The following is a 17,665-nucleotide window of genomic DNA, read 5'->3' on the forward strand; positions in this document are numbered from 1 at the left end:
GGGGTTGTGAAGCCCGGCGACTGGTTCCGGGCGATTCTTGCTGTAAGTAACAGGGAGTAAAGAATGGCAATTCCGTCATACATGTGGCTCAAGGACGATGGTGGCGCAGACATCAAGGGCTCGGTCACCGTCCAGGGTCGCGAAGGCAGCGTCGAAATCACCGCGTTCAATCACAGCCTGCATATTCCGACCGACGGCAACACCGGCAAGCTGACGGGCACGCGCGTGCACGCGCCGATCACGCTGGTCAAGGAGACCGACGCGTCGACGCCGTATCTGTACAAGGCCGTGACGAGCGGCCAGACGCTGAAGTCGGCGGAGATCAAGTGGTACAAGATCGACGACGCGGGCAAGGAGAAAGAATACTTCAACACCAGGCTCGAAAACGTGAAGATCGTCGCTGTGCGTCCGAAGATGCTCGACATCAAGGATCCCGACTACGAAAAGCATAACCACCTCGAAGAAGTCGAGCTGCGTTACGAAACGATCACGTGGTCGTACAAGGACGGCAACATCATCCACAAGGACACCTGGAACGAGCGTTCCTGATCCTTGTAAACGTTGGTCTGAAGGCCGGTCCACCATCCCCGGTGCCTCGGAATATCCGGCCTTCCTTTGCCAGCCCGCTCAATCCCCTTTGCGGGCTGGCCTTTTTATGCACGGGGCCGCGTCTCTTGCAGACGGGCCCCTACTCCAGTGCGAACAGCCCGAACATGACCGTGCACCCCGACCGATACGCTTTCACCCGTGACGCAAGCCAGCTGCTGCAGCGCCTGAATCCCCATTGTGCAAACGCGCTCGAGGCGGCCGCGAGCCTGTGCCAGGGACGACTCTCGGATGAAATTACGGTCGAGCACCTGCTGCTCAAGCTGATCGAGGCCGGCGACGGCGATATCCCGGCCATCATCAACCACTATGATCTTGATGTGGATGCCGTGTGGGATACGCTGCTCAAGGCCATCGACCACACGCCGCGTACCCAGCGTGGCCGCCCCAGCCTCTCGCCGCAACTGGCCGTCGTTCTCCAGGATGCCTGGTTCATTGCGTCGACGAACGACACAACCGGCGACGCGATGATCCGCTCGGGCAATGTGCTGCAGGCCATTATTGAAGCACCGCACGTGCTTCGTGCAAACAATGCCTGGCAACTCCTGTCAATCAGCGCAGCGCAGATCCAGCGCCTGCTGCCGCGCCTTGGGCTGCGAACCTGCGAGAACCAGCCGGAGGAGCCGGAAGTTCCGCAGGACCTGTCCCCTGCAGTGAATGGTGGCGACGCGGCTGGACACACGCCGCAGGCGACGACTGCGCAGGCTGCACAACCCGTCAGGCGCAATGTGGAAGGCGACGCGCTTGCCCGCTTCGCGATCGACATCACAGCCAGGGCACGGGATGGAAAGATTGACCCGGTGTTCGGCCGCGATCGCGAAATCCAGCAGATGGTTGACGTGCTGGCGCGACGTCGCAAGAACAATCCCATCCTCGTCGGTGAGCCTGGCGTAGGCAAGACCGCGCTCGTCGAAGGGCTCGCGCTGCGTGTGGCTGAAGGCGCCGTGCCCAATGTGATCCGCGATGTGCGCATCCTCACGCTCGATCTGGGGTTGCTGCAGGCCGGCGCGGGTGTGAAGGGCGAATTCGAGCAGCGCCTGAAGAACGTGATCGACGAAGTGCAGGCCTCAGCCGAGCCGATCCTGCTTTTCATCGACGAGGCGCACACGCTCATCGGCGCGGGCAACGCCGCCGGCGGCGCCGACGCGGCCAACCTGCTCAAGCCCGCACTCGCGCGCGGCGAATTGCGCACGATCGCCGCAACCACCTGGTCTGAATACAAGGAATATTTCGAGCGCGATGCCGCGCTCGAGCGCCGTTTCCAGATGATCAAGGTGGACGAGCCGGACGATGATTCGGCGTGCCTGATGCTGCGGGGCCTGAAGGACCGCTATGCGAAGTATCACAACGTGCACATCCGTGACGAAGCGCTGGTGGCTGCGGTCAAGCTCTCGCGCCGGTATATCCCCGCGCGCCAGTTGCCCGACAAGGCAGTTGACCTGATCGACACGGCAGCCGCCCGCGTGCGCATGGGCCTCGAATCACCGCCGGCGGAAGTGCAGCGCGCCCGGGCAACGGTGGCTGCGTTCGAACTGGAGCGCGCGACGCTCGACTCGGACGAGCGGACTGGCATCGACACCGTGAAGGCACGACGCGACAGCCTGGATGCCGCGCTCGTGGAGGCGCACAGCCAAATGACCACCCTGCAGGCGCGTTACGTCAGCGAACGCGAGCTGGTGCATCGGGCGCACGACTGTGGCCCTTCCGATGACGGCGGCGCTGGTGTCATGGATCGAACGAAGCTCGCCGAAGCCAGACGGATGCTTGCCCAGGCTCAGGGCAAGTCACCACTGATCTTCGCCGACGTGGACGCCCAGGCGATCGCGCGCGTGGTGGCAGAATGGACCGGCGTGCCGGTCGGCAACCTTCTCGAAAATGAGCTGAAAGGTCTGCTCACGCTTGAGACCGAACTTGGCAAACGCGTCGTCGCACAGGACGAGGCGCTGGCCGCACTCGCGGAAAGCCTGCGTACTGCGAAGGCGGGACTGAAGAGCGAACACGCGCCGCTCGGCGTCTTCCTGCTTGCGGGCCCGTCCGGTGTTGGCAAGACGGAAACCGCGCTTGCACTCGCGGACCAGCTCTTCGGCGGTGAGGCAGCGCTCACCACGATCAACATGTCGGAGTACCAGGAATCGCATACCGTATCCCAGCTCAAGGGATCGCCCCCGGGCTACGTCGGCTACGGCCGCGGTGGCATCCTGACCGAAGCCGTGCGCCAGCGCCCGTACAGCGTGGTGCTGCTCGACGAGGTCGAAAAGGCGCACCGCGACGTACTCGACATCTTCTACCAGGTGTTCGATCGCGGCACGATGCGCGATGGCGAAGGACGCGAGATCGATTTCAGCAACTGCGTGATCCTGATGACGTCGAACCTCGGCAGTGCAACGATCGACGAGGTGACCAGCGACAGCCCGGACATCGCGCAGGCGGCCCTCCTCGAGGCGATCCACCAGCAGCTGGTCGCGCACTTCCAGCCGGCGCTGCTCGCGCGCTTCCAGACGCTCGTCTATCGCCCGCTCGACGTCGCTGCGCTGGCTGCCATCGTGCGTCTGAAACTCGCGAAGATCGCCGGACGGCTGCGCCGGCAACACGATGTCGAACTCTCGTGCGATGACTCGCTTATCGCGGCGATGGCTGAACTATGTCTCGCGCGTGAGTCTGGCGCGCGCAACGTCGACGCGTTCCTGAACCAGCGCATCCTGCCCACCATGTCGCGCGAGCTGCTGGCGCGTATGGCCAGCGGCACAACGCCAGAAAAGATCCTGCTTTCGAGCTCGGCCGAAGGTAACCTCACGATCGACTTCGTCGATCGGGACGCGCCTCACGAAGCCGCATCCGGGGCGCGGGCTGCGGCGACGATCTGACACGATGCATACGAAGCCGTCCGCTGGCGACATTGCTGACTGCCACATCCAGCGCGAACAGTGCGATCGCGCGGCCGTCGGCACGCCGGCAAAAAAAATCGCCAGCCTTTCACCACTTCAGGCGAAAGGCAGGCGGCCAGCTACCGGTTGCCGGTTCTTGCAAATGTCTTCAGGAATGTGCCTGCATGGGCGAACGATGCCCTCTGCTGGAATCCCAATGCTTTTACCCCGGAGTGAAATGAAACAGAAGTTCGCGACGATCGCGATCATGTCTGCCCTGCTGGCAGTACTGAGCACCACCGCCCATGCAGCGTATACCGAGCAGTGGATGAGCCCCCAGGATCTGCGCAAGGAAGAAGCGGCGCATTCGAAACGTCACAAGCCGGCTGACGCATGCACGAAAGCGGCCACGCACTGCAACACCGACCATTCAAAGGCAGTTCGAGGGAAATCGGGCACGCAAACACCCAGTAATAAATCCGCACGCCCGGATGATCCGATTGCCACGTTTGCGCAATCGGGAAACACGCACGGCAACCGCATCGCGACACACTGATCGCGTCCTGATTCCTGGTACCGTCCCGAACTGAAGAGATGACCAGATTGTCCATTTCGATCCGGCTGCGATGGCTTGCGGCAACAGCGATTGCGCTGGCGTCCTTGCCGGTCGCACACGCCGGTAACCACGCCAGCGCGTATTGCGAACCCTCACTGCGCGCGAGTCTCGTGGCGGCCGCGCAATCCGCTCCCGGGGCCGTTCGGGAAGATGGGTCACTGTACGGAATGCAACGCTGGAATGCCTGGACGAAGCGCAGCTATTTCGGCGTAGGTTTCCCGGGGCTGCTGTCATGCGCCTACACCGTCAGTGCGATTTTCCAGGGAGCCTGTCACCCGATCGGCAGGATCGCTTCGGTGTCCGCGGTCGATGCAGCCCTCTCGCGCTGGCGGAAGATCGATGCCCAGGACATGGTACAGGCCGGCGATATTGTCTTCTGGCGACCTCGCCAATTGCCGGTCGTGCACCGGCTGTGCGGCGCGCACTGGCATGTCGGTATCGCAACGGGCAACGGCCGGACTGTCGATAACGACTGGTTCTCGGGAAAGCCGGAGAATCACGGTATGTCCCGCCTGTGCGTTGCGTTCGACCATGCACGTAGACCACCCGATTAAAGCGCATTTTGTCCAACCCCGGCCCCCGAATCCGGGTCACGGTGGCGGGCCCTCTTCACCTTCTTCACCCTCCTCAGGGTTCTCCTCCTCGTCTTCGCTCCCTTTCTTTTTCGCTCCCGGCTTTTGCGGTTTCCCTTCGCCCGATTCATTGCCGGTCTCGCTACCCGTTTCGTCAGCCGTTTCGCTGCCCATTTCGTTACCCGTTTCCTCACCAGCCTCGTTGCTACCTCCCGAGCCGGTCTCTTCCTCACCGCCCGTGTTCTCCTCGCCACCGGATCCGAACGGCGACGGCGTCAATTCGCCCTCGCCCTCAGACGTCTGCATCGCGTCGAAGCCCTCACCACCGCCGAAGTCCGGCATCTCACCGCCGCCCATGTCCGCCTCGCCACCACCACCTCCAAAGCCATAATCCTCGCCGCCTGAAGTGTCGGAGCCCGACGAATAGCTGTCGGTGGCCTCCGTCGTGCTCTTGTCCTGCACCGTCTTGAACTTCTCGTTGGCGCGGTTCGTGATCGGCAGCAAACCCTTGAAGAACTCACCGAAGGCCTTCTGCAACTGCTCGATGTGCTCGGTCTGTATCCTGAAGACATCCACGAGCGGTTTGCCGTCCTCGTCCATCGTGGTGAGCTGGGCGAGCTCCGGCAACATGCCGTTCTCGATCATGTAGAGGCGGACGTAGTAGGCCTTGGCCACTTCCTTCAGGGTTTCGATCTTCGCAGCGACATCGCCAGCCGTATCGACGTTGAAAAATTTCTCGGAGATCCACGCTTCGAGCCCGGCCTCAAGCGCCTTCGTGTAAGTCTCGAGCGCCGTCACCTGGTTTTCCAGCGTCGACGAGTTCGGCCGCGGCAACGACACCTCGACGTTCATCAGAAACTCGATCAGGATCTGCTCGACGAGGTATTCCTTCTGCTCTTCGCCGACATTCCTGTCTCCTGCCGGCCGCTCCGTGATCACGGGCACTTCCGCTTTGCGGTCCGGTGCGGCGCCCGCACGATACGTCGACCAGTTGCGCGCCTCCTGCCGGTCCTCCCTGTCGAACTTCAGCTTGGCGAAGTTATCGCGCAGGATCTGCTTGAGGTCGGCCATCGTCTCCGCCGTATTCATCACGTGGATGCGCATATGCGCCGCAAGCTGCGGATGAAACTCGTCCTGCAACTGCATCACGCGTTTGGACATCAGCGTATTGCTCGTGACGATCGAGGTGGCGAACTCGGGTTGGCTCGCGGTATCGATGAGCTCGGGTGGTGTGCCGACCTTCATGAGCGCGCGCTTGCGCAGGTTGTCCTCGAGATCCGTATCGGGCTTGGCATAGCTGGTATTCCGCTCGCCAAAGTCGATGTTCACGTCCGGGTAACCGGGATGGCCCTCCACTACGAAATTGAAGCCCGCTCGCGCGATGAAGTCCAGCACGTCATAGGGCGAACTGATTCCGACTGGCATCTGGTTTGAACGCAGACGCGCGGTCTCGTTCATAATGGTTTCCATCGTCTTCTCGGGGTTCGGATCCTCCTCATCGAGTTTGATCTTCACATCCGTGCGGGCGATGGAATTGCGCACGCCCGCCATCACGTTGGAGAAGAGCAGTGTCGTGCGCAGCCCGTTCAGGATGCGGATCTCGTCGAGCAGCGACTCCCCGATCCCGTTCTCGTTGAACCGGAAGGCGAAGTAGGTCATGAACTCCGCGGGAATGAAGAGCAGCTGGCTATTCTGTCTGGCCAGCGCCCGCGCAAACATCACGCGATAGATTTCCTCGCGCCGCGCGAGCTCGACGCCGGAGCCATAGACACCATTGCGCAGGCGCGCGAGCAGGTCCTGCTCGATCATGTCACCGTAGACCCTGGCGCTGTAATCGAGCGATTCCCGGTTCGTGAAATTGAAACCCTCCATCTGCGACTTCACCTTGTTGATCATCGCGGAGGGAAACGCACCGCCGGTGTTCAGCTGCTGCGTCATCTGCTGGTAGGAGTCGGTGATCGCCTGCCTGACGATCGGATGCCCTTCCATGTCCAGCAGCACGAAGAATCCAACCTGATGCTCAGGCGTGCCCGGCACATGCACCGGGATCACCGCCTCGGAAGGAATGTGCATGGTGAGCGGGCTGCCGACCGTGCGGCGCGTGAGCTGCTCCTGGGTCTTCACGCTTGCGATGGGTTGATACCCATACTGCCGGTTGCGATAGAGCACGCCCGTAAGTTCGCGATCGTTCATCTGCGCGATCGACATGTCGCGGCCGTAGCCCACCGATTCCAGCGCTGGCGATCTGAGCGCTTCGAGAATCCGGCACTCACGGATCTTCTGCCTGATCTCCGGGATCTTGAGCACCGTCGGGTTGTCGGTCACGCTCAGAAAAACCTCATCCTCGCGCAACGGCTGCGCGAATCCCAGTTCGAACCGGACCCGCCCGACGTGCCGGCTTTCCCACGCGTTGAAGCGCCAGTCAGCAAACGACTCGGCCGAGATGCTGGTCATGCTTTGCTCGGTGGGCGCCGTCTTCTGTACCGGCCCGAGTATCCCGAGAGGCCTCACCGTGCCATCGGCATAGATGTGCTCCGAGAGCGACTCCATCGACAGGCGCTGCTCGCCATTGATCACCGCGTCGACCGAATTTTCTGGAATCACGGCAACCGGATATGAGCCCGTCCTGAAGAGCGCAGCCCTCAGGATCTCGGGAATGAGCGCCTTAATTTTATGAACCTGCTCAAAATGCCGGCGATAGCGATCAATGAGCGCGCCGCTCACATCGGGCGGCATCAGCCCTTCTGGCGGTGTGAAGGTCAGGTCGATCGACATCATGTCCTTCGGCGACCCGATGCTGGCCACGAGTACCTGCTGCGCGAGCTCCATGTCGGGCAGCAGGCCCATGACGGTTTCCGCGTCATTGATGTTGCGGGCAGTCTGCTCCGCCGCATTGCGGAACTCATACAGGTTGGGTTGCGTGATCTCCCTCTGACCCTCCTGGTTGTATTGCACCGGATTGGTGGACGGGACCAGCTTGGCGAGTATGGCCGCGGTCTCCGGGTCGCGCCGCACGAGTTGCAGAACGTGGAATTTCCTGCCCGTTGCGGCCGATTCAATCACCCGCCGGTAGGCACTTGAATTCATGCTTTCCCCTTTTCCCGGATCCGGGAACCGCTTCAGCAACCTTTGCGCGCACCCTCCGCCCGGAGCACTGCCGTGGCATCGAGCAATTCCAATGAGTTCCAGGTCTATATCAACCAGTGCATCCAGCTCGCGAGCACCCTCACGATCAAGTCACAGGAAAGTTTGGATGGACTGAACCAGTATGTAAAGGACTACTATGGATTGATGAGATTTGACGAGACAGAGCCGACCACGTGGAAGTACTACATGAACGTGGCCGGGCAGTACCACTTCACGGATACGCCCATGCAGGTGAAATCGCTTGACAGCATGCAGATCATCGATTTCACCGTGGAGAACCTCAAGGTCCATACAGCGACTGCTGCCGCCTACCAGTTTGGAACATGGGAGTACTATCAGCTCGTCACGCAATACCCGAAGCAGGTGTTCCTGATCCTTGGAATCATCTATCCGGTTGAGGTTCAGAGCGCGATCAGCGCGGCCGATGGCGACATTCTCGGGTGGCCAGCATCGCTCATCGAACCCAACGAGTTCAGCCTGGTGCAAAAGCTTCAGGGCTGGATCAAGGCCTTCAAGAACCGCTGGTTCAATCCGCAGTACGGGATCAGTGACGAGCTTTACTTCACGGTCCAGAATTCGAACCTGTACTACGGCCTCGCCATGGCGATCATTTCGTATCGCCTTGCCGCCTGTGGCACCGCCGAAGCCCACAGCTACCACGTGAGGCAGTATCTCGCATCGCATCTCGGACTCGATGCGTACTACGATCAGCTCACGCTCGCGCAATCCATCTGGCTGTACCGCAACATCAACTATATCGAGCGCAATGCTGGCAAGCAGTCCACCTTCAGGACACTCATCCAGAAGCTGCTAACGGACCGCGGCATACCGCTGGCAGCCTACGTGATGAACCACAACGTGTCCGATATGCCGGATTCGCTCTATCCGGCGATCGAGTTCGACGCCATCGCACTGAACCTCGGCTACAACGCTGTCGCGGACACCACGTGGACGCTCGACCAGATGCTCGACAATGAGCAGCCAGTGGCCGTGGGCAATGCGCTGGTCCAGACCGACGTCGAAGCCAATATCCAGACGCGTATGGAGAATTCGCGCTCAAACACCTTGCAGACCAAGGTGCTCAATTCAGCCATGATTGATATGTCTGGATCGAGCCCCTACACGCTCGAGGATATCCTGCTCCACCACTGGGCCTTCTTCGCGAGCAAGGATCTCTACACGGCTTTTCTCGTCGTGAACAACCCCGTGACGGGAGAGCCGATCGTGCCCATGACCGCGAAGGACGGCTTTGCGTTCATGATCTACTGCTTCTGCCAGTCGGTCGGCTTTGACCTGACCAATGAGCCTGTCCCGAGCGTGATCGCTACACGTGTGCAGCGCATTCCCACGCCACCGATAGCGGACCTGATGTCCGTGGTTGACTCCGGGCTCGTGACACAGGATATCGCCCTTGAAGCGCTGTCCTGGCAGCCGGCAATTGTGCCGATGATCTCGGTTCATGCCTTCTGCGCCACGGCGAACGCAATCTGGCAGGCCGCCACCAACCAGTGGAAGCTGATCGCCTTTCAGGAGCATGAGGAACGTCGCGGCATGGTCTTCGGAATGGTCGAACGCATCTACTCCGACAACGTGATCCAGCTCGGCGACGGCAGTATCAACGGCAGCGGCGAAACCTACGCACAGTGGTTCAGGCTGCGCAATATCGACATCACAGTCTTCTCCGCTGACGACTATGGGCTCATGTACCAGTCGCTCATCGAGGCTGCCACCGGAGTGAACCTGCAGTCGACCCACTCTGTCGCAAACCTGCAGGCGGCCATGCTCTCCATGATGCAGAAGCTCTCCAGCTACAGCATCCAGTTCATTTCCGGGATCAACGACTCCACGATCAGGGACGTCGGTTCGGCCATCATACGAACGGGCGACAACCTCACGGCGTCCGTTGAGGATGTCTACGACGGTGATACTGAAGTCGATGTCATCCGTCACAGCACCCTCGCGAGGGTGCATTTCGATTACGACATCAATGCCGCGAGGGTTGGCCAGATCGGCAACCGCCTCGAAGCATCGGCGCAATCGAGTGTGAAGGAACGGATCGGTCTGGTCGTACGGCCGGCGCGCGATCCGATCGACGTCTACGGCTACGTCAGCATGCAGGGCATTGACGTGCGCTCAACGATACGTGTCTCAACGGGAAACCCTGTCATTCCTCCGTTGATTGGCATCGAGAACTGGCTCGCGCTATCCGATACGGATCGGGCCGCCTCCATCGTCAGCATCTGGCCGCCGCCCTGGCAGACACCCGGCGCCCCCCTACCCCAACTCCCGGATATCTGGCCAGTCAGGAATCTCGGCGGCCTCACGTACACGCCACCATCTGACTAGACCAGCCCGCCGCTCCTTCCGGCCGGCTCGCGTCATTTGATCAGGATACCTAAATGGAACAGAGTCAGCGCACGGCATGGGGCGCGTATCTGCAGACGTGCCTGCTGCAGAACCTTCCCTTCACGATGATGGCGAACACCACGCTCAACGAGAAGTTTGGTGTACAGGCAGGTGTGGCACCCTCACCTGGCATCCTCCCCTCCCAGCGCTACTACTGCATCGGCAATGGTGGCGCAGGTGTGACAGCCGGCGCCGACAACGTCGCGCTTTCGCAGCCCCTGCAGCATCAGGCAACGGATGCCGCACTATTCAATCACCTGCCTTTCATCATGCGCCCGGTGAACGCGGACCTCGCCACCTCGCAGATGGCCCAGTATGCCCTGCGACAGGTGATCACCTGGAATAGCGTGCCCTATGCATGCTACTTCCTGCGCAGGATCGATTTCACGGGTGTGGGGGTCGAACTGAACATGGTGACGGTAGCGGGCGGCGTCTCCACCATCACGCCCTATGTGCCGGATGCATCCAACCTCAATCCACAGCCGTCCACCCCAGCAAACGGGTCAATCAACATTCTCTCAGGCGACTTCATCACCGCGGCCGCCATCGTCAAGCTCTTCTTCAACGCACAGGACGTTACCGAACTGCTTAATTGCGCCAACATCATCTACGGCGATCCGAGATACGCAGTCGTCAACGAGATCGGGCTTGTCAGCGGCGTGGACAAGGTGGTGAACGTCCCGGTATCAGGCGGATCGTTCAACGTGAACGAGGTCATCTGCGCCCAGATCTGCTCGTTCTTCAACACGTATCAGGCAATGAACTACCAGAACGGCGGCGTCAACATCAATCTGAGCGTTGGCGCCACCGAACCGCTCTTCGTGCTTCAGAACACCGGCGCCCAATCTGGTACTTCCACTGGCTAGGGAGTACCTATGCTGAGCATGCCGGCAGACTCGCCACAGGAAATCTGCATCGTCGGCATCGATCCGGGAAGCGTGCATCTCGGCACAGCAGTGTTGTACATCGACCTCGCGACGCTGCGAATTACACGCACGACAGCGTGCACGCTGGACGCGCTGCATTTGACAACACGGTTGCCCGCGACGCTGTGGACCTCGCAACTTTTCGGTGAGCGCCTGGGCCGGATTGCGTCACTCGAAGACGCGCTCGTGTCGCTATTTCGGGAGATCGACCCGATCATGATTGCCTGCGAGGCTCCTTTCATCAATCTGCGACGCCCCCAGGCCCACGGCGTCCTGACCGAGGTGATCTGTGGCGTGCGTCGGGCCGTGATGCGCTACGACATCTGGAAGGCCCTTTATCTCATTGATCCGGCGAGTGTGAAGACCGCCGTCGGTGCGAAAGGCAATGCGGACAAGGACACAGTGCGAGACGCGCTTCTGCGCCTGCCTGAGCTTCACTACAACGGCGAAATTCCGCTCCAGTTACTCGACGAGCACAGCATCGACGCGATTGCAGTGGGGTATTCGCACTGGAAAGCATGGCTGGAGGTCTCATGTTTGACAAACTGAAGGCATACGCCGCAGTCATCGTCGGCACAGTGGTGCTCGCGCTTATGGCAAGCCTGGTTGCCTATGGCGCGTACCAGGCTCACAAGGTCAAGACCCTCAATGCAAGCCTGACGGCAGCCCAGCAACAGGTCAGCGATCTGCAGGCGGCCAATAGAAACCTCACCCAGCAGCTACAGCTCGCGCAGACCCTCAACCGGGTCAATGACGAAGTGGTCACCACCGTCGTGCAGGCCAAAGCTGACATGGCGGCCGCGCAGGGTTCCATCGCATCGTCTACAAAAGCCCAGATTGAAAGCGTCAAGACGAAGTACGCCCCAGCAGCCGGCCAGATGAAAAAGCAGGAAGAGGCTGACGCCGAGGCGCGCGAGATCAGCGCGATCCAGATCACCGGACTCTGGCAGAGCTACTGCGCGGCCGCCCCTGCGAATGCGGCAGGGTGTGTGGAATTTACCTCTCCCAGCCATGCTACGCCCAGTGCGCCCGCGGACATTCCATCAACACTTGTGCCACCCCCCTCCGGCCCGGACGGCTGATCGATCAATGTCACCCTGGCCAGAACCTGAGGGTAAGACGATGAAACGATTTAACGCGCTCGCCGCAACAGGCTTGACCGCCTTGTGTGTTGCAGGCTGCTCGACTACCCCGGCGGTCGTCAACCACTACCAGACGATCCTTCCCGAGATCCCCGCCATTCTCCTTGCCGATTGCCCGGTAGCGCCGCCGCCAGATCGCACGCAATATCTCTCGAGCGACTGGGAGGGAAAGGAAGACCTGCTCTCACAGGTGTATATCGCCCAGACGACCAATCTCGCCAACTGCAATATCGACAAAAAAAATCTGCGCACCTGGTGGGCCCAGACGAAAGCGGCCGTGGACAAGGCAAATGCCGCCGCCGCGCCAACCGGCACTGACGCACCCGGTGGCGGAGCTCCACAATGAAAGAAGAGATCGCGCAGACCATCAGGGTCGTGCTGTCAGATGTCGAAGACCCGGTACCCCTGCATAGCTACGAAGGAGCACCGCACGCCCTGCGTGACCTGCTGGTCGCCTACCAGACGCTCGCCGCGACACGCAGGCAACTGCCGGCGCTCAGCCAGGAGTCGACCGGCGCCGAGCTGAAGGACGCGATTGGCCAGCTTGAGCCCTCGCAGGCCATGGTCCTTATGGCCCGCTATGTCGCGGGCAAACGTCATGCCCATGAGGGCAGCCCGTCCGGATCCGCGACAACCCTGTCTGTGGACGTCGCAAACCTGCAGACACAGATCTATCTGCTCGCGGTCGTTCTCGCAGTCTTCATCGTGCTGACCATCGCGGCCGCCATCTACGCCACCCTCGTTCACTTCGGCATCGTGACACCGGGCGCGGTGTCTCGGGAAATGCTCAACCTGATGAAGGACGCCGTCAAGACGCTGTGGGGTATCGATTAAGGTCCGACTCCCGCCAGGAGCGCGTCATGTCCAGCCTGCTGAAACTGGCGCTCGAAGAAGATGCATCGGGCGCGAACTTCCACGAAATCGAATACGTCTTCTACGCAAGACTGCCCGAGGTCCAGCCAGAGGCGACAGGCTCCCTTCCGACTGTAGCGCCCCCGTCAGGTTTCACGTCCGCCGAGCGGCACGAACAGTGGGAAATCAAGGTTCCCCAGAGCGACGCGAACGGCGGCCGGGGCACTATCCGCATCCGTCGTACGACCTGGCCCGATGAACGTGGCAAGGCAGCCCAATACGTCCTCACCACCAAGGTGAAGCTGAAGGACGGCACGAACTCGGAAGTGCCGATCGGAACGACCGGGGATAACTTCCGGCAATTCAGGGTCCTGGCCGAAAGCGGCATGCTCAAGGACCGGTACACCTATCCCGTTGCTGAAGGCGCGCTTCCTGAAAGCATGGGGCATGGCCTCAAGTGGGAGGTGGATTTCTTCCACCGGTCGCCCCCTGAGGCATCCGGCGCGCCGGGCGCGATCCCGCGTCGCCCTGCCTGGCACCCCTGGGTCAAGATCGATCTCGAAGTCCGGCAGCGCATTTCTCCCCTTGCCACCACCGAAATCGATTCGTGGCCTTTTCCCTTCGAAGCGGAAGAGTGGATTGTCAACCAGAGGGGTGGCCAGACGCCCGAAGAAGAGGCGCGGATCGATGAGATCTACGAGCGCTGCTTTCTCATCAGGAACCCCTACGCCCGCGCCACCCTCCCCAGCCATCAACCGGATTCCCGTCAACCCGGAGCGCACGCATCATGATCTTCCACGAACACTTCGCCAGGAACACGAAGGGACGGGACCTCGTTGCAGGTGACATCCATGGCATGTTTTCTGCCCTCTCCCGCGTGCTGGATGTCGTCGGGTTCGATCGTGACGCAGACCGTCTCTTTTGCACGGGAGATCTTGTTGACAGGGGGCCGGAATCGGACCGCGTACTCGAATGGCTCAATTATCCGTGGTTTCATCCGGTGCGCGGCAACCATGACGACTACACCATCCGCTGGCCGCGAGGCACTGTCGATGCCGCTACCTACCTCTCCAACAGCGGAGGATGGAACATTGAGAACGTCCCCGAACTTCAGCAACGCTTCTCGGATGCCCTTGACCGCTTACCTGTTGCCATCGAGGTAGAGACCGAAGCGGGAATGGTCGGTATCGTACACGCCGATTGCCCCGTACCTTCATGGCGGGACTTCGTGACGCGTCTGGGCAGCGCGAAGGTTCCTGCTGAGGAGCGTGAACATCTCGCGCAGCTGGCCATATGGGCCCGGGCGCGCATCCTGGCGCTCGATCCCTCTTGCGTGCGCGATATCCACGCTGTTGTGGTCGGACATACCCCCGTCTCGCGCCATGGCACGCTGGGCAACGTCCATTACATCGATACCGGGGCGGTATTCGAAGGTGGTCACTTCACGCTGCTCGACCTCGCGAGCCTGACACCAGTCTATCCCGCTGCCAGCGAACCCAACTGGCACGCGTAACACCGGTCACGGCTCACGACAATAAAACGGCTCTCGGATATATATCACCGTTGGGAACAGTCATTGAGGACGCCCCTGCGGCGTCCTCCTTTATTTTCCCTTCCGGAGATCCGCCCATGGGCCGCCGAGACAAAAACCAGTTTTCGATCAAGGTCAACCCGCATCAGCACAATATCGTGGAACTCATGCGGGGGCTCTTTGCGAGGCACAACCCTTACTCGGTCTTTACCGACTTCATCGAGACGAGTGCCATCGCGCTGAGCAACCGTTTCGATTTCGCCCAGCGCGACAGGCGCGAGAAGCGCTATATGGAGATAGTAAAAGGCTATACCTCCGACGAGGCCACAAAATTCGCGCACATGTTCGTCGAGCTCCTGCTGTGTTATCGGGAACGCACTGACGAATTCGGTTCCCCCGGTCTTGGGCATTCCGCCATCGACCGCGACGGCGATGTACTGGGCAAGATTTTCAGCATGCTGGACGTAGGCAATGACCGCCTGGGGCAATTCTTTACGCCCGGCGGTGTTCAGAGTCTTATGGCGCTCATGACCTTACGCAACGAAGACGAGGTACGGGACCAGATCCGTGAACACGGTTTCATTACTGTCCTGGAACCGGCCTGTGGGGCCGGCGGTATGGTCGTCGCCCTTGCCGAAACCTTTCACAACCTGGGGTTCAACTATCCAACGCAGTTTCACGCGACGTGTGTCGACAAGGATCGTCTCTGCGTTCACATGACCTATCTGCAACTGTCACTGCGTGGGATTCCGGCCATCATCGTTCAGGGAGACTCGCTAACCTTGCAGACATGGGATACGTGGTACACGCCAACACATATCTTCCTGGGCTGGAACGCCAGATTGCAAAAGCGGCGAGAAAGCGAAAAACAGGCCGACCAGCAAGCCGCAAAGCTGCTCCAGCCCGCCGCTGAGCCACGCCTGGTAAAAACGCCTTCAGCCATGAATCTCGATCCCGGCAAACTGGTACCAACGCCAAACTAACCCAGGAAACGCACCTATGCTCTTCGCCCGAGAGGACTCCGGGGCGCCTTTCCTTCGCGACAACGAAACCGCCTTATTTCCTCAAGGCACGTATCCCCATCGTTCAAAAATTCGCCCCGTCTCCGGTGGCTCCCTCCTGAACTGACTGGCCTTCAGTCATTTTTTATGCGCGGCGCTTTCCACACCGAATGCCGTCTTTTCAACGCCAATCTATTTAATCAGGACTACCACATGTCTGGTCATCAATGCTGTCTTCATGGCTCTCTCAACATCAAACCTGGCACCTCCGAAGATACCATCGCGCGAGCGCTCGCTCCCCTGCTCAACGCCAACGGCATGAGGTTCGATCACGAACTGGCCAGTGGTGCGATTGAATATCTACCCGACTATCATCAGCTTAAACTCTCCCTGGAGTTCCAAGACACGGCGGATGGCCGCCTCAGCAGTGGCATTCAGGCGAATGTCGACAGCCTTGGCCGCCTTGTCGATGGCCACGGCTATCTCGAACTGGTCGATTACGACACCGCCGAAAGCGAGTCCATGATTGTTCCACTATTCATCGGCGAAAGCTTGAGGGAGCAGAACCGCGCCCGCGTCGGGTACGCAACCGATCAGGCCATTCAGTGGCTCCGACCGCTACTGCACGCAAACGCCCTGTCCTCCATCCGCGATTACATTGCATCTTTCGAGCCCGCTGGCGAACCAGCGTTTCGTCTCCCTACTGGATCACCTGCGCCGACTGAGCCAGCAATATTGGCTCGGGACGTCCTGGCGAGCACAACCGGATTCACGATTGAACAGATAGATCTGATGGTCCAGGAAACCGGACTGTCTGGCGAGGCTCTGGACGCCATTTACAACCCTGGAGGCGACGGCGAGCATCCGGCTATTACCCGCGTGATGTGGCGCGAAGCCGTGGCCAATCAGGAGACGGTAAGTGGCTACTGGGATTGGGCTGCTTACCAGATCGCAGAAGCCACCGGTCCGGCTCTGTGGTAATCGGGAGCAGTCGTAGACCATCAATTGACGTTCGGCGCGTCGATGTCCTCAACTGACGTCAACTTCTGGGTGGTCGTATTGCCCGTGATCTGGGCGTTACCCTTGACATTGACGTTGGCTGCGATGCTCACCTGCCCGGTGCCGCCACCCTGCGCACCGGGTGCTGTAGTCATGTCGCCGTTGAGTTGCAGCACACCGTTCTCGGTGAGGGTACCGGTATGGGTGGTATTGGCCTGAATGTTGAGACTCTTCGTCCTGATGTCGATTTCGTCCTGCGTCAGGATGCTCAGCTTCGACTGCATCATCTGAAGCAGCGACTGGTCGCCATTGCCGATCTCGAAGAGGTTTTGCGTTGAATCGAGCACAAGGTAGTTGCCTATATCGTCCTGGATACGCAGATAGCCTTCCTTGGTGTTGAGCTGGATTCCATAGGCGTGGGCTTCCCCGTTTGCCTTGGAAGTCGTCAGCGTCACAAGGCCCGTATGCGTTGAAACCTGAAAGAAGTAGCTGTTCGACGGGTCGAGATTCGCCGACTCGTCCTGCGTTCCACTCCATGCGTGCGTCACGGTCTCGAGTTTGCGCAGGCTCGAATCGTCGCCGCACACCGTCCAGTAATACCTGTCCGAATCCGCAAACTGGTACAGCTTGACACGGGCGCCACGCCTGACGTCAGGTGCGCTCACCCGGTTGGATTCTCCTTCCCGTAACCATTCAGCCTTGATCGTGGTAGAGGAAGCCACCTGGGTGTTGTATGCCGCACCGTTCACGTCCGTGCCAGACGCCGAGAGCGTCGTCCCGGTCTGGGTCAGTTCGCCATCAACGAACGGCAATTTCTCGATCGGTGTGACCTCGATCAGGTTACTCGAAGGCAGCTTGTTTTCCGCAACGATACCAATCGAAACAGGTTGAAGATGGGATGGCGAGGGGTTGGCCATGATCTCCCCTTGCGATAGTTTGCAAATGGAACAATAAAAAGTACTGCATACGATCATTCTCTGATTGGCAAGCCGTTAACAGGAAG

16 protein-coding genes are annotated in these 17,665 nt (G+C 60.2%); 14 read left to right on the top strand and 2 right to left on the bottom strand.

Translation table 11 applies throughout. The annotated features are described in order from the left end of the window. Positions 1-63: 63 nt before the first annotated feature. From HDG34_RS15420 to HDG34_RS15435, 4 genes are all read left to right on the top strand, one after another. Positions 64-549 (top strand): Hcp family type VI secretion system effector, encoded by a 486-nt coding sequence (locus HDG34_RS15420; RefSeq protein WP_184061113.1) that lies wholly within the window; start codon positions 64-66, stop codon positions 547-549. A 164-nt stretch (positions 550-713) separates the two neighbouring features. Beyond that, positions 714-3,470, top strand: coding sequence for a type VI secretion system ATPase TssH (gene tssH, locus HDG34_RS15425; protein ID WP_184061114.1), 2,757 nt, complete (start codon positions 714-716; stop codon positions 3,468-3,470). Positions 3,471-3,708: 238 nt separating this feature from the next. Further along, complete coding sequence (locus HDG34_RS15430) at positions 3,709-4,026, top strand: hypothetical protein (RefSeq protein ID WP_184061115.1); 318 nt, start codon at positions 3,709-3,711, stop codon at positions 4,024-4,026. A gap of 38 nt (positions 4,027-4,064) precedes the next feature. Continuing rightward, a complete protein-coding gene (locus HDG34_RS15435) occupies positions 4,065-4,640 on the top strand; it encodes a hypothetical protein (RefSeq protein WP_184061116.1) in 576 nt (191 codons plus the stop codon). Between the two features lie 36 nt (positions 4,641-4,676). On the opposite strand, the gene HDG34_RS15440 is transcribed toward HDG34_RS15435, so the two are convergent. Then, the gene (locus tag HDG34_RS15440) at positions 4,677-7,784 is read right to left on the bottom strand and encodes a hypothetical protein (RefSeq protein ID WP_184061117.1); all 3,108 of its coding nucleotides are present in this window, start codon (positions 7,782-7,784) and stop codon (positions 4,677-4,679) included. A 33-nt stretch (positions 7,785-7,817) separates the two neighbouring features. On the opposite strand from HDG34_RS15440, the gene HDG34_RS15445 reads away from it, so the two are divergent. From HDG34_RS15445 to HDG34_RS15490, 10 genes are all read left to right on the top strand, one after another. After that, positions 7,818-10,151, top strand: coding sequence for a hypothetical protein (locus tag HDG34_RS15445; RefSeq protein ID WP_184061118.1), 2,334 nt, complete (start codon positions 7,818-7,820; stop codon positions 10,149-10,151). A gap of 53 nt (positions 10,152-10,204) precedes the next feature. Beyond that, a complete protein-coding gene (locus HDG34_RS15450; protein ID WP_184061119.1) occupies positions 10,205-11,077 on the top strand; it encodes a hypothetical protein in 873 nt (290 codons plus the stop codon). Between the two features lie 9 nt (positions 11,078-11,086). Continuing rightward, positions 11,087-11,686 (top strand): hypothetical protein, encoded by a 600-nt coding sequence (locus HDG34_RS15455; protein WP_184061120.1) that lies wholly within the window; start codon positions 11,087-11,089, stop codon positions 11,684-11,686. Beyond that, positions 11,671-12,219 (top strand): hypothetical protein, encoded by a 549-nt coding sequence (locus tag HDG34_RS15460; protein ID WP_184061121.1) that lies wholly within the window; start codon positions 11,671-11,673, stop codon positions 12,217-12,219. Before HDG34_RS15455 ends, HDG34_RS15460 begins: the two co-directional genes overlap by 16 nt. 40 nt (positions 12,220-12,259) lie before the next feature. After that, a complete protein-coding gene (locus tag HDG34_RS15465; protein WP_184061122.1) occupies positions 12,260-12,625 on the top strand; it encodes a hypothetical protein in 366 nt (121 codons plus the stop codon). Beyond that, the gene (locus tag HDG34_RS15470) at positions 12,622-13,113 is read left to right on the top strand and encodes a hypothetical protein (protein ID WP_184061123.1); all 492 of its coding nucleotides are present in this window, start codon (positions 12,622-12,624) and stop codon (positions 13,111-13,113) included. Before HDG34_RS15465 ends, HDG34_RS15470 begins: the two co-directional genes overlap by 4 nt. A 26-nt stretch (positions 13,114-13,139) precedes the next feature. Further along, positions 13,140-13,922 (top strand): hypothetical protein, encoded by a 783-nt coding sequence (locus HDG34_RS15475; protein WP_184061124.1) that lies wholly within the window; start codon positions 13,140-13,142, stop codon positions 13,920-13,922. Next, entirely contained in the window at positions 13,919-14,644 is a 726-nt protein-coding gene (locus HDG34_RS15480; RefSeq protein WP_184061125.1) for a metallophosphoesterase, read from the top strand. The genes HDG34_RS15475 and HDG34_RS15480 overlap by 4 nt, the downstream gene beginning before the upstream one ends. A 116-nt stretch (positions 14,645-14,760) precedes the next feature. Beyond that, on the top strand, positions 14,761-15,645 hold the full coding sequence (locus HDG34_RS15485) for an N-6 DNA methylase (protein ID WP_184061126.1): 885 nt from the start codon (positions 14,761-14,763) through the stop codon (positions 15,643-15,645). A gap of 165 nt (positions 15,646-15,810) precedes the next feature. Next, complete coding sequence (locus HDG34_RS15490) at positions 15,811-16,644, top strand: hypothetical protein (protein ID WP_184061127.1); 834 nt, start codon at positions 15,811-15,813, stop codon at positions 16,642-16,644. A 20-nt stretch (positions 16,645-16,664) separates the two neighbouring features. On the opposite strand, the gene HDG34_RS15495 is transcribed toward HDG34_RS15490, so the two are convergent. Continuing rightward, the gene (locus HDG34_RS15495; RefSeq protein ID WP_184061128.1) at positions 16,665-17,579 is read right to left on the bottom strand and encodes a hypothetical protein; all 915 of its coding nucleotides are present in this window, start codon (positions 17,577-17,579) and stop codon (positions 16,665-16,667) included. Positions 17,580-17,665 lie beyond the last annotated feature (86 nt).

Source organism: Paraburkholderia sp. HC6.4b (assembly GCF_014200875.1).
Lineage (GTDB): Bacteria > Pseudomonadota > Gammaproteobacteria > Burkholderiales > Burkholderiaceae > Paraburkholderia > Paraburkholderia tuberum.

Excerpts from the sequence above, each read along its gene's own strand:
- HDG34_RS15420 (WP_184061113.1), top strand. The coding sequence starts at position 64 with ATGGCAATTCCGTCATACATGTGGCTCAAGGACGATGGTGGCGCAGAC.
- tssH (WP_184061114.1), top strand. The coding sequence starts at position 714 with ATGACCGTGCACCCCGACCGATACGCTTTCACCCGTGACGCAAGCCAG.
- HDG34_RS15430 (WP_184061115.1), top strand. The coding sequence starts at position 3,709 with ATGAAACAGAAGTTCGCGACGATCGCGATCATGTCTGCCCTGCTGGCA.
- HDG34_RS15435 (WP_184061116.1), top strand. The coding sequence starts at position 4,065 with ATGACCAGATTGTCCATTTCGATCCGGCTGCGATGGCTTGCGGCAACA.
- HDG34_RS15450 (WP_184061119.1), top strand. The coding sequence starts at position 10,205 with ATGGAACAGAGTCAGCGCACGGCATGGGGCGCGTATCTGCAGACGTGC.
- HDG34_RS15455 (WP_184061120.1), top strand. The coding sequence starts at position 11,087 with ATGCTGAGCATGCCGGCAGACTCGCCACAGGAAATCTGCATCGTCGGC.
- HDG34_RS15460 (WP_184061121.1), top strand. The coding sequence starts at position 11,671 with ATGTTTGACAAACTGAAGGCATACGCCGCAGTCATCGTCGGCACAGTG.
- HDG34_RS15465 (WP_184061122.1), top strand. The coding sequence starts at position 12,260 with ATGAAACGATTTAACGCGCTCGCCGCAACAGGCTTGACCGCCTTGTGT.
- HDG34_RS15470 (WP_184061123.1), top strand. The coding sequence starts at position 12,622 with ATGAAAGAAGAGATCGCGCAGACCATCAGGGTCGTGCTGTCAGATGTC.
- HDG34_RS15475 (WP_184061124.1), top strand. The coding sequence starts at position 13,140 with ATGTCCAGCCTGCTGAAACTGGCGCTCGAAGAAGATGCATCGGGCGCG.
- HDG34_RS15480 (WP_184061125.1), top strand. The coding sequence starts at position 13,919 with ATGATCTTCCACGAACACTTCGCCAGGAACACGAAGGGACGGGACCTC.
- HDG34_RS15485 (WP_184061126.1), top strand. The coding sequence starts at position 14,761 with ATGGGCCGCCGAGACAAAAACCAGTTTTCGATCAAGGTCAACCCGCAT.
- HDG34_RS15490 (WP_184061127.1), top strand. The coding sequence starts at position 15,811 with ATGCGCGGCGCTTTCCACACCGAATGCCGTCTTTTCAACGCCAATCTA.
- HDG34_RS15495 (WP_184061128.1), bottom strand. The coding sequence starts at position 17,579 with ATGGCCAACCCCTCGCCATCCCATCTTCAACCTGTTTCGATTGGTATC.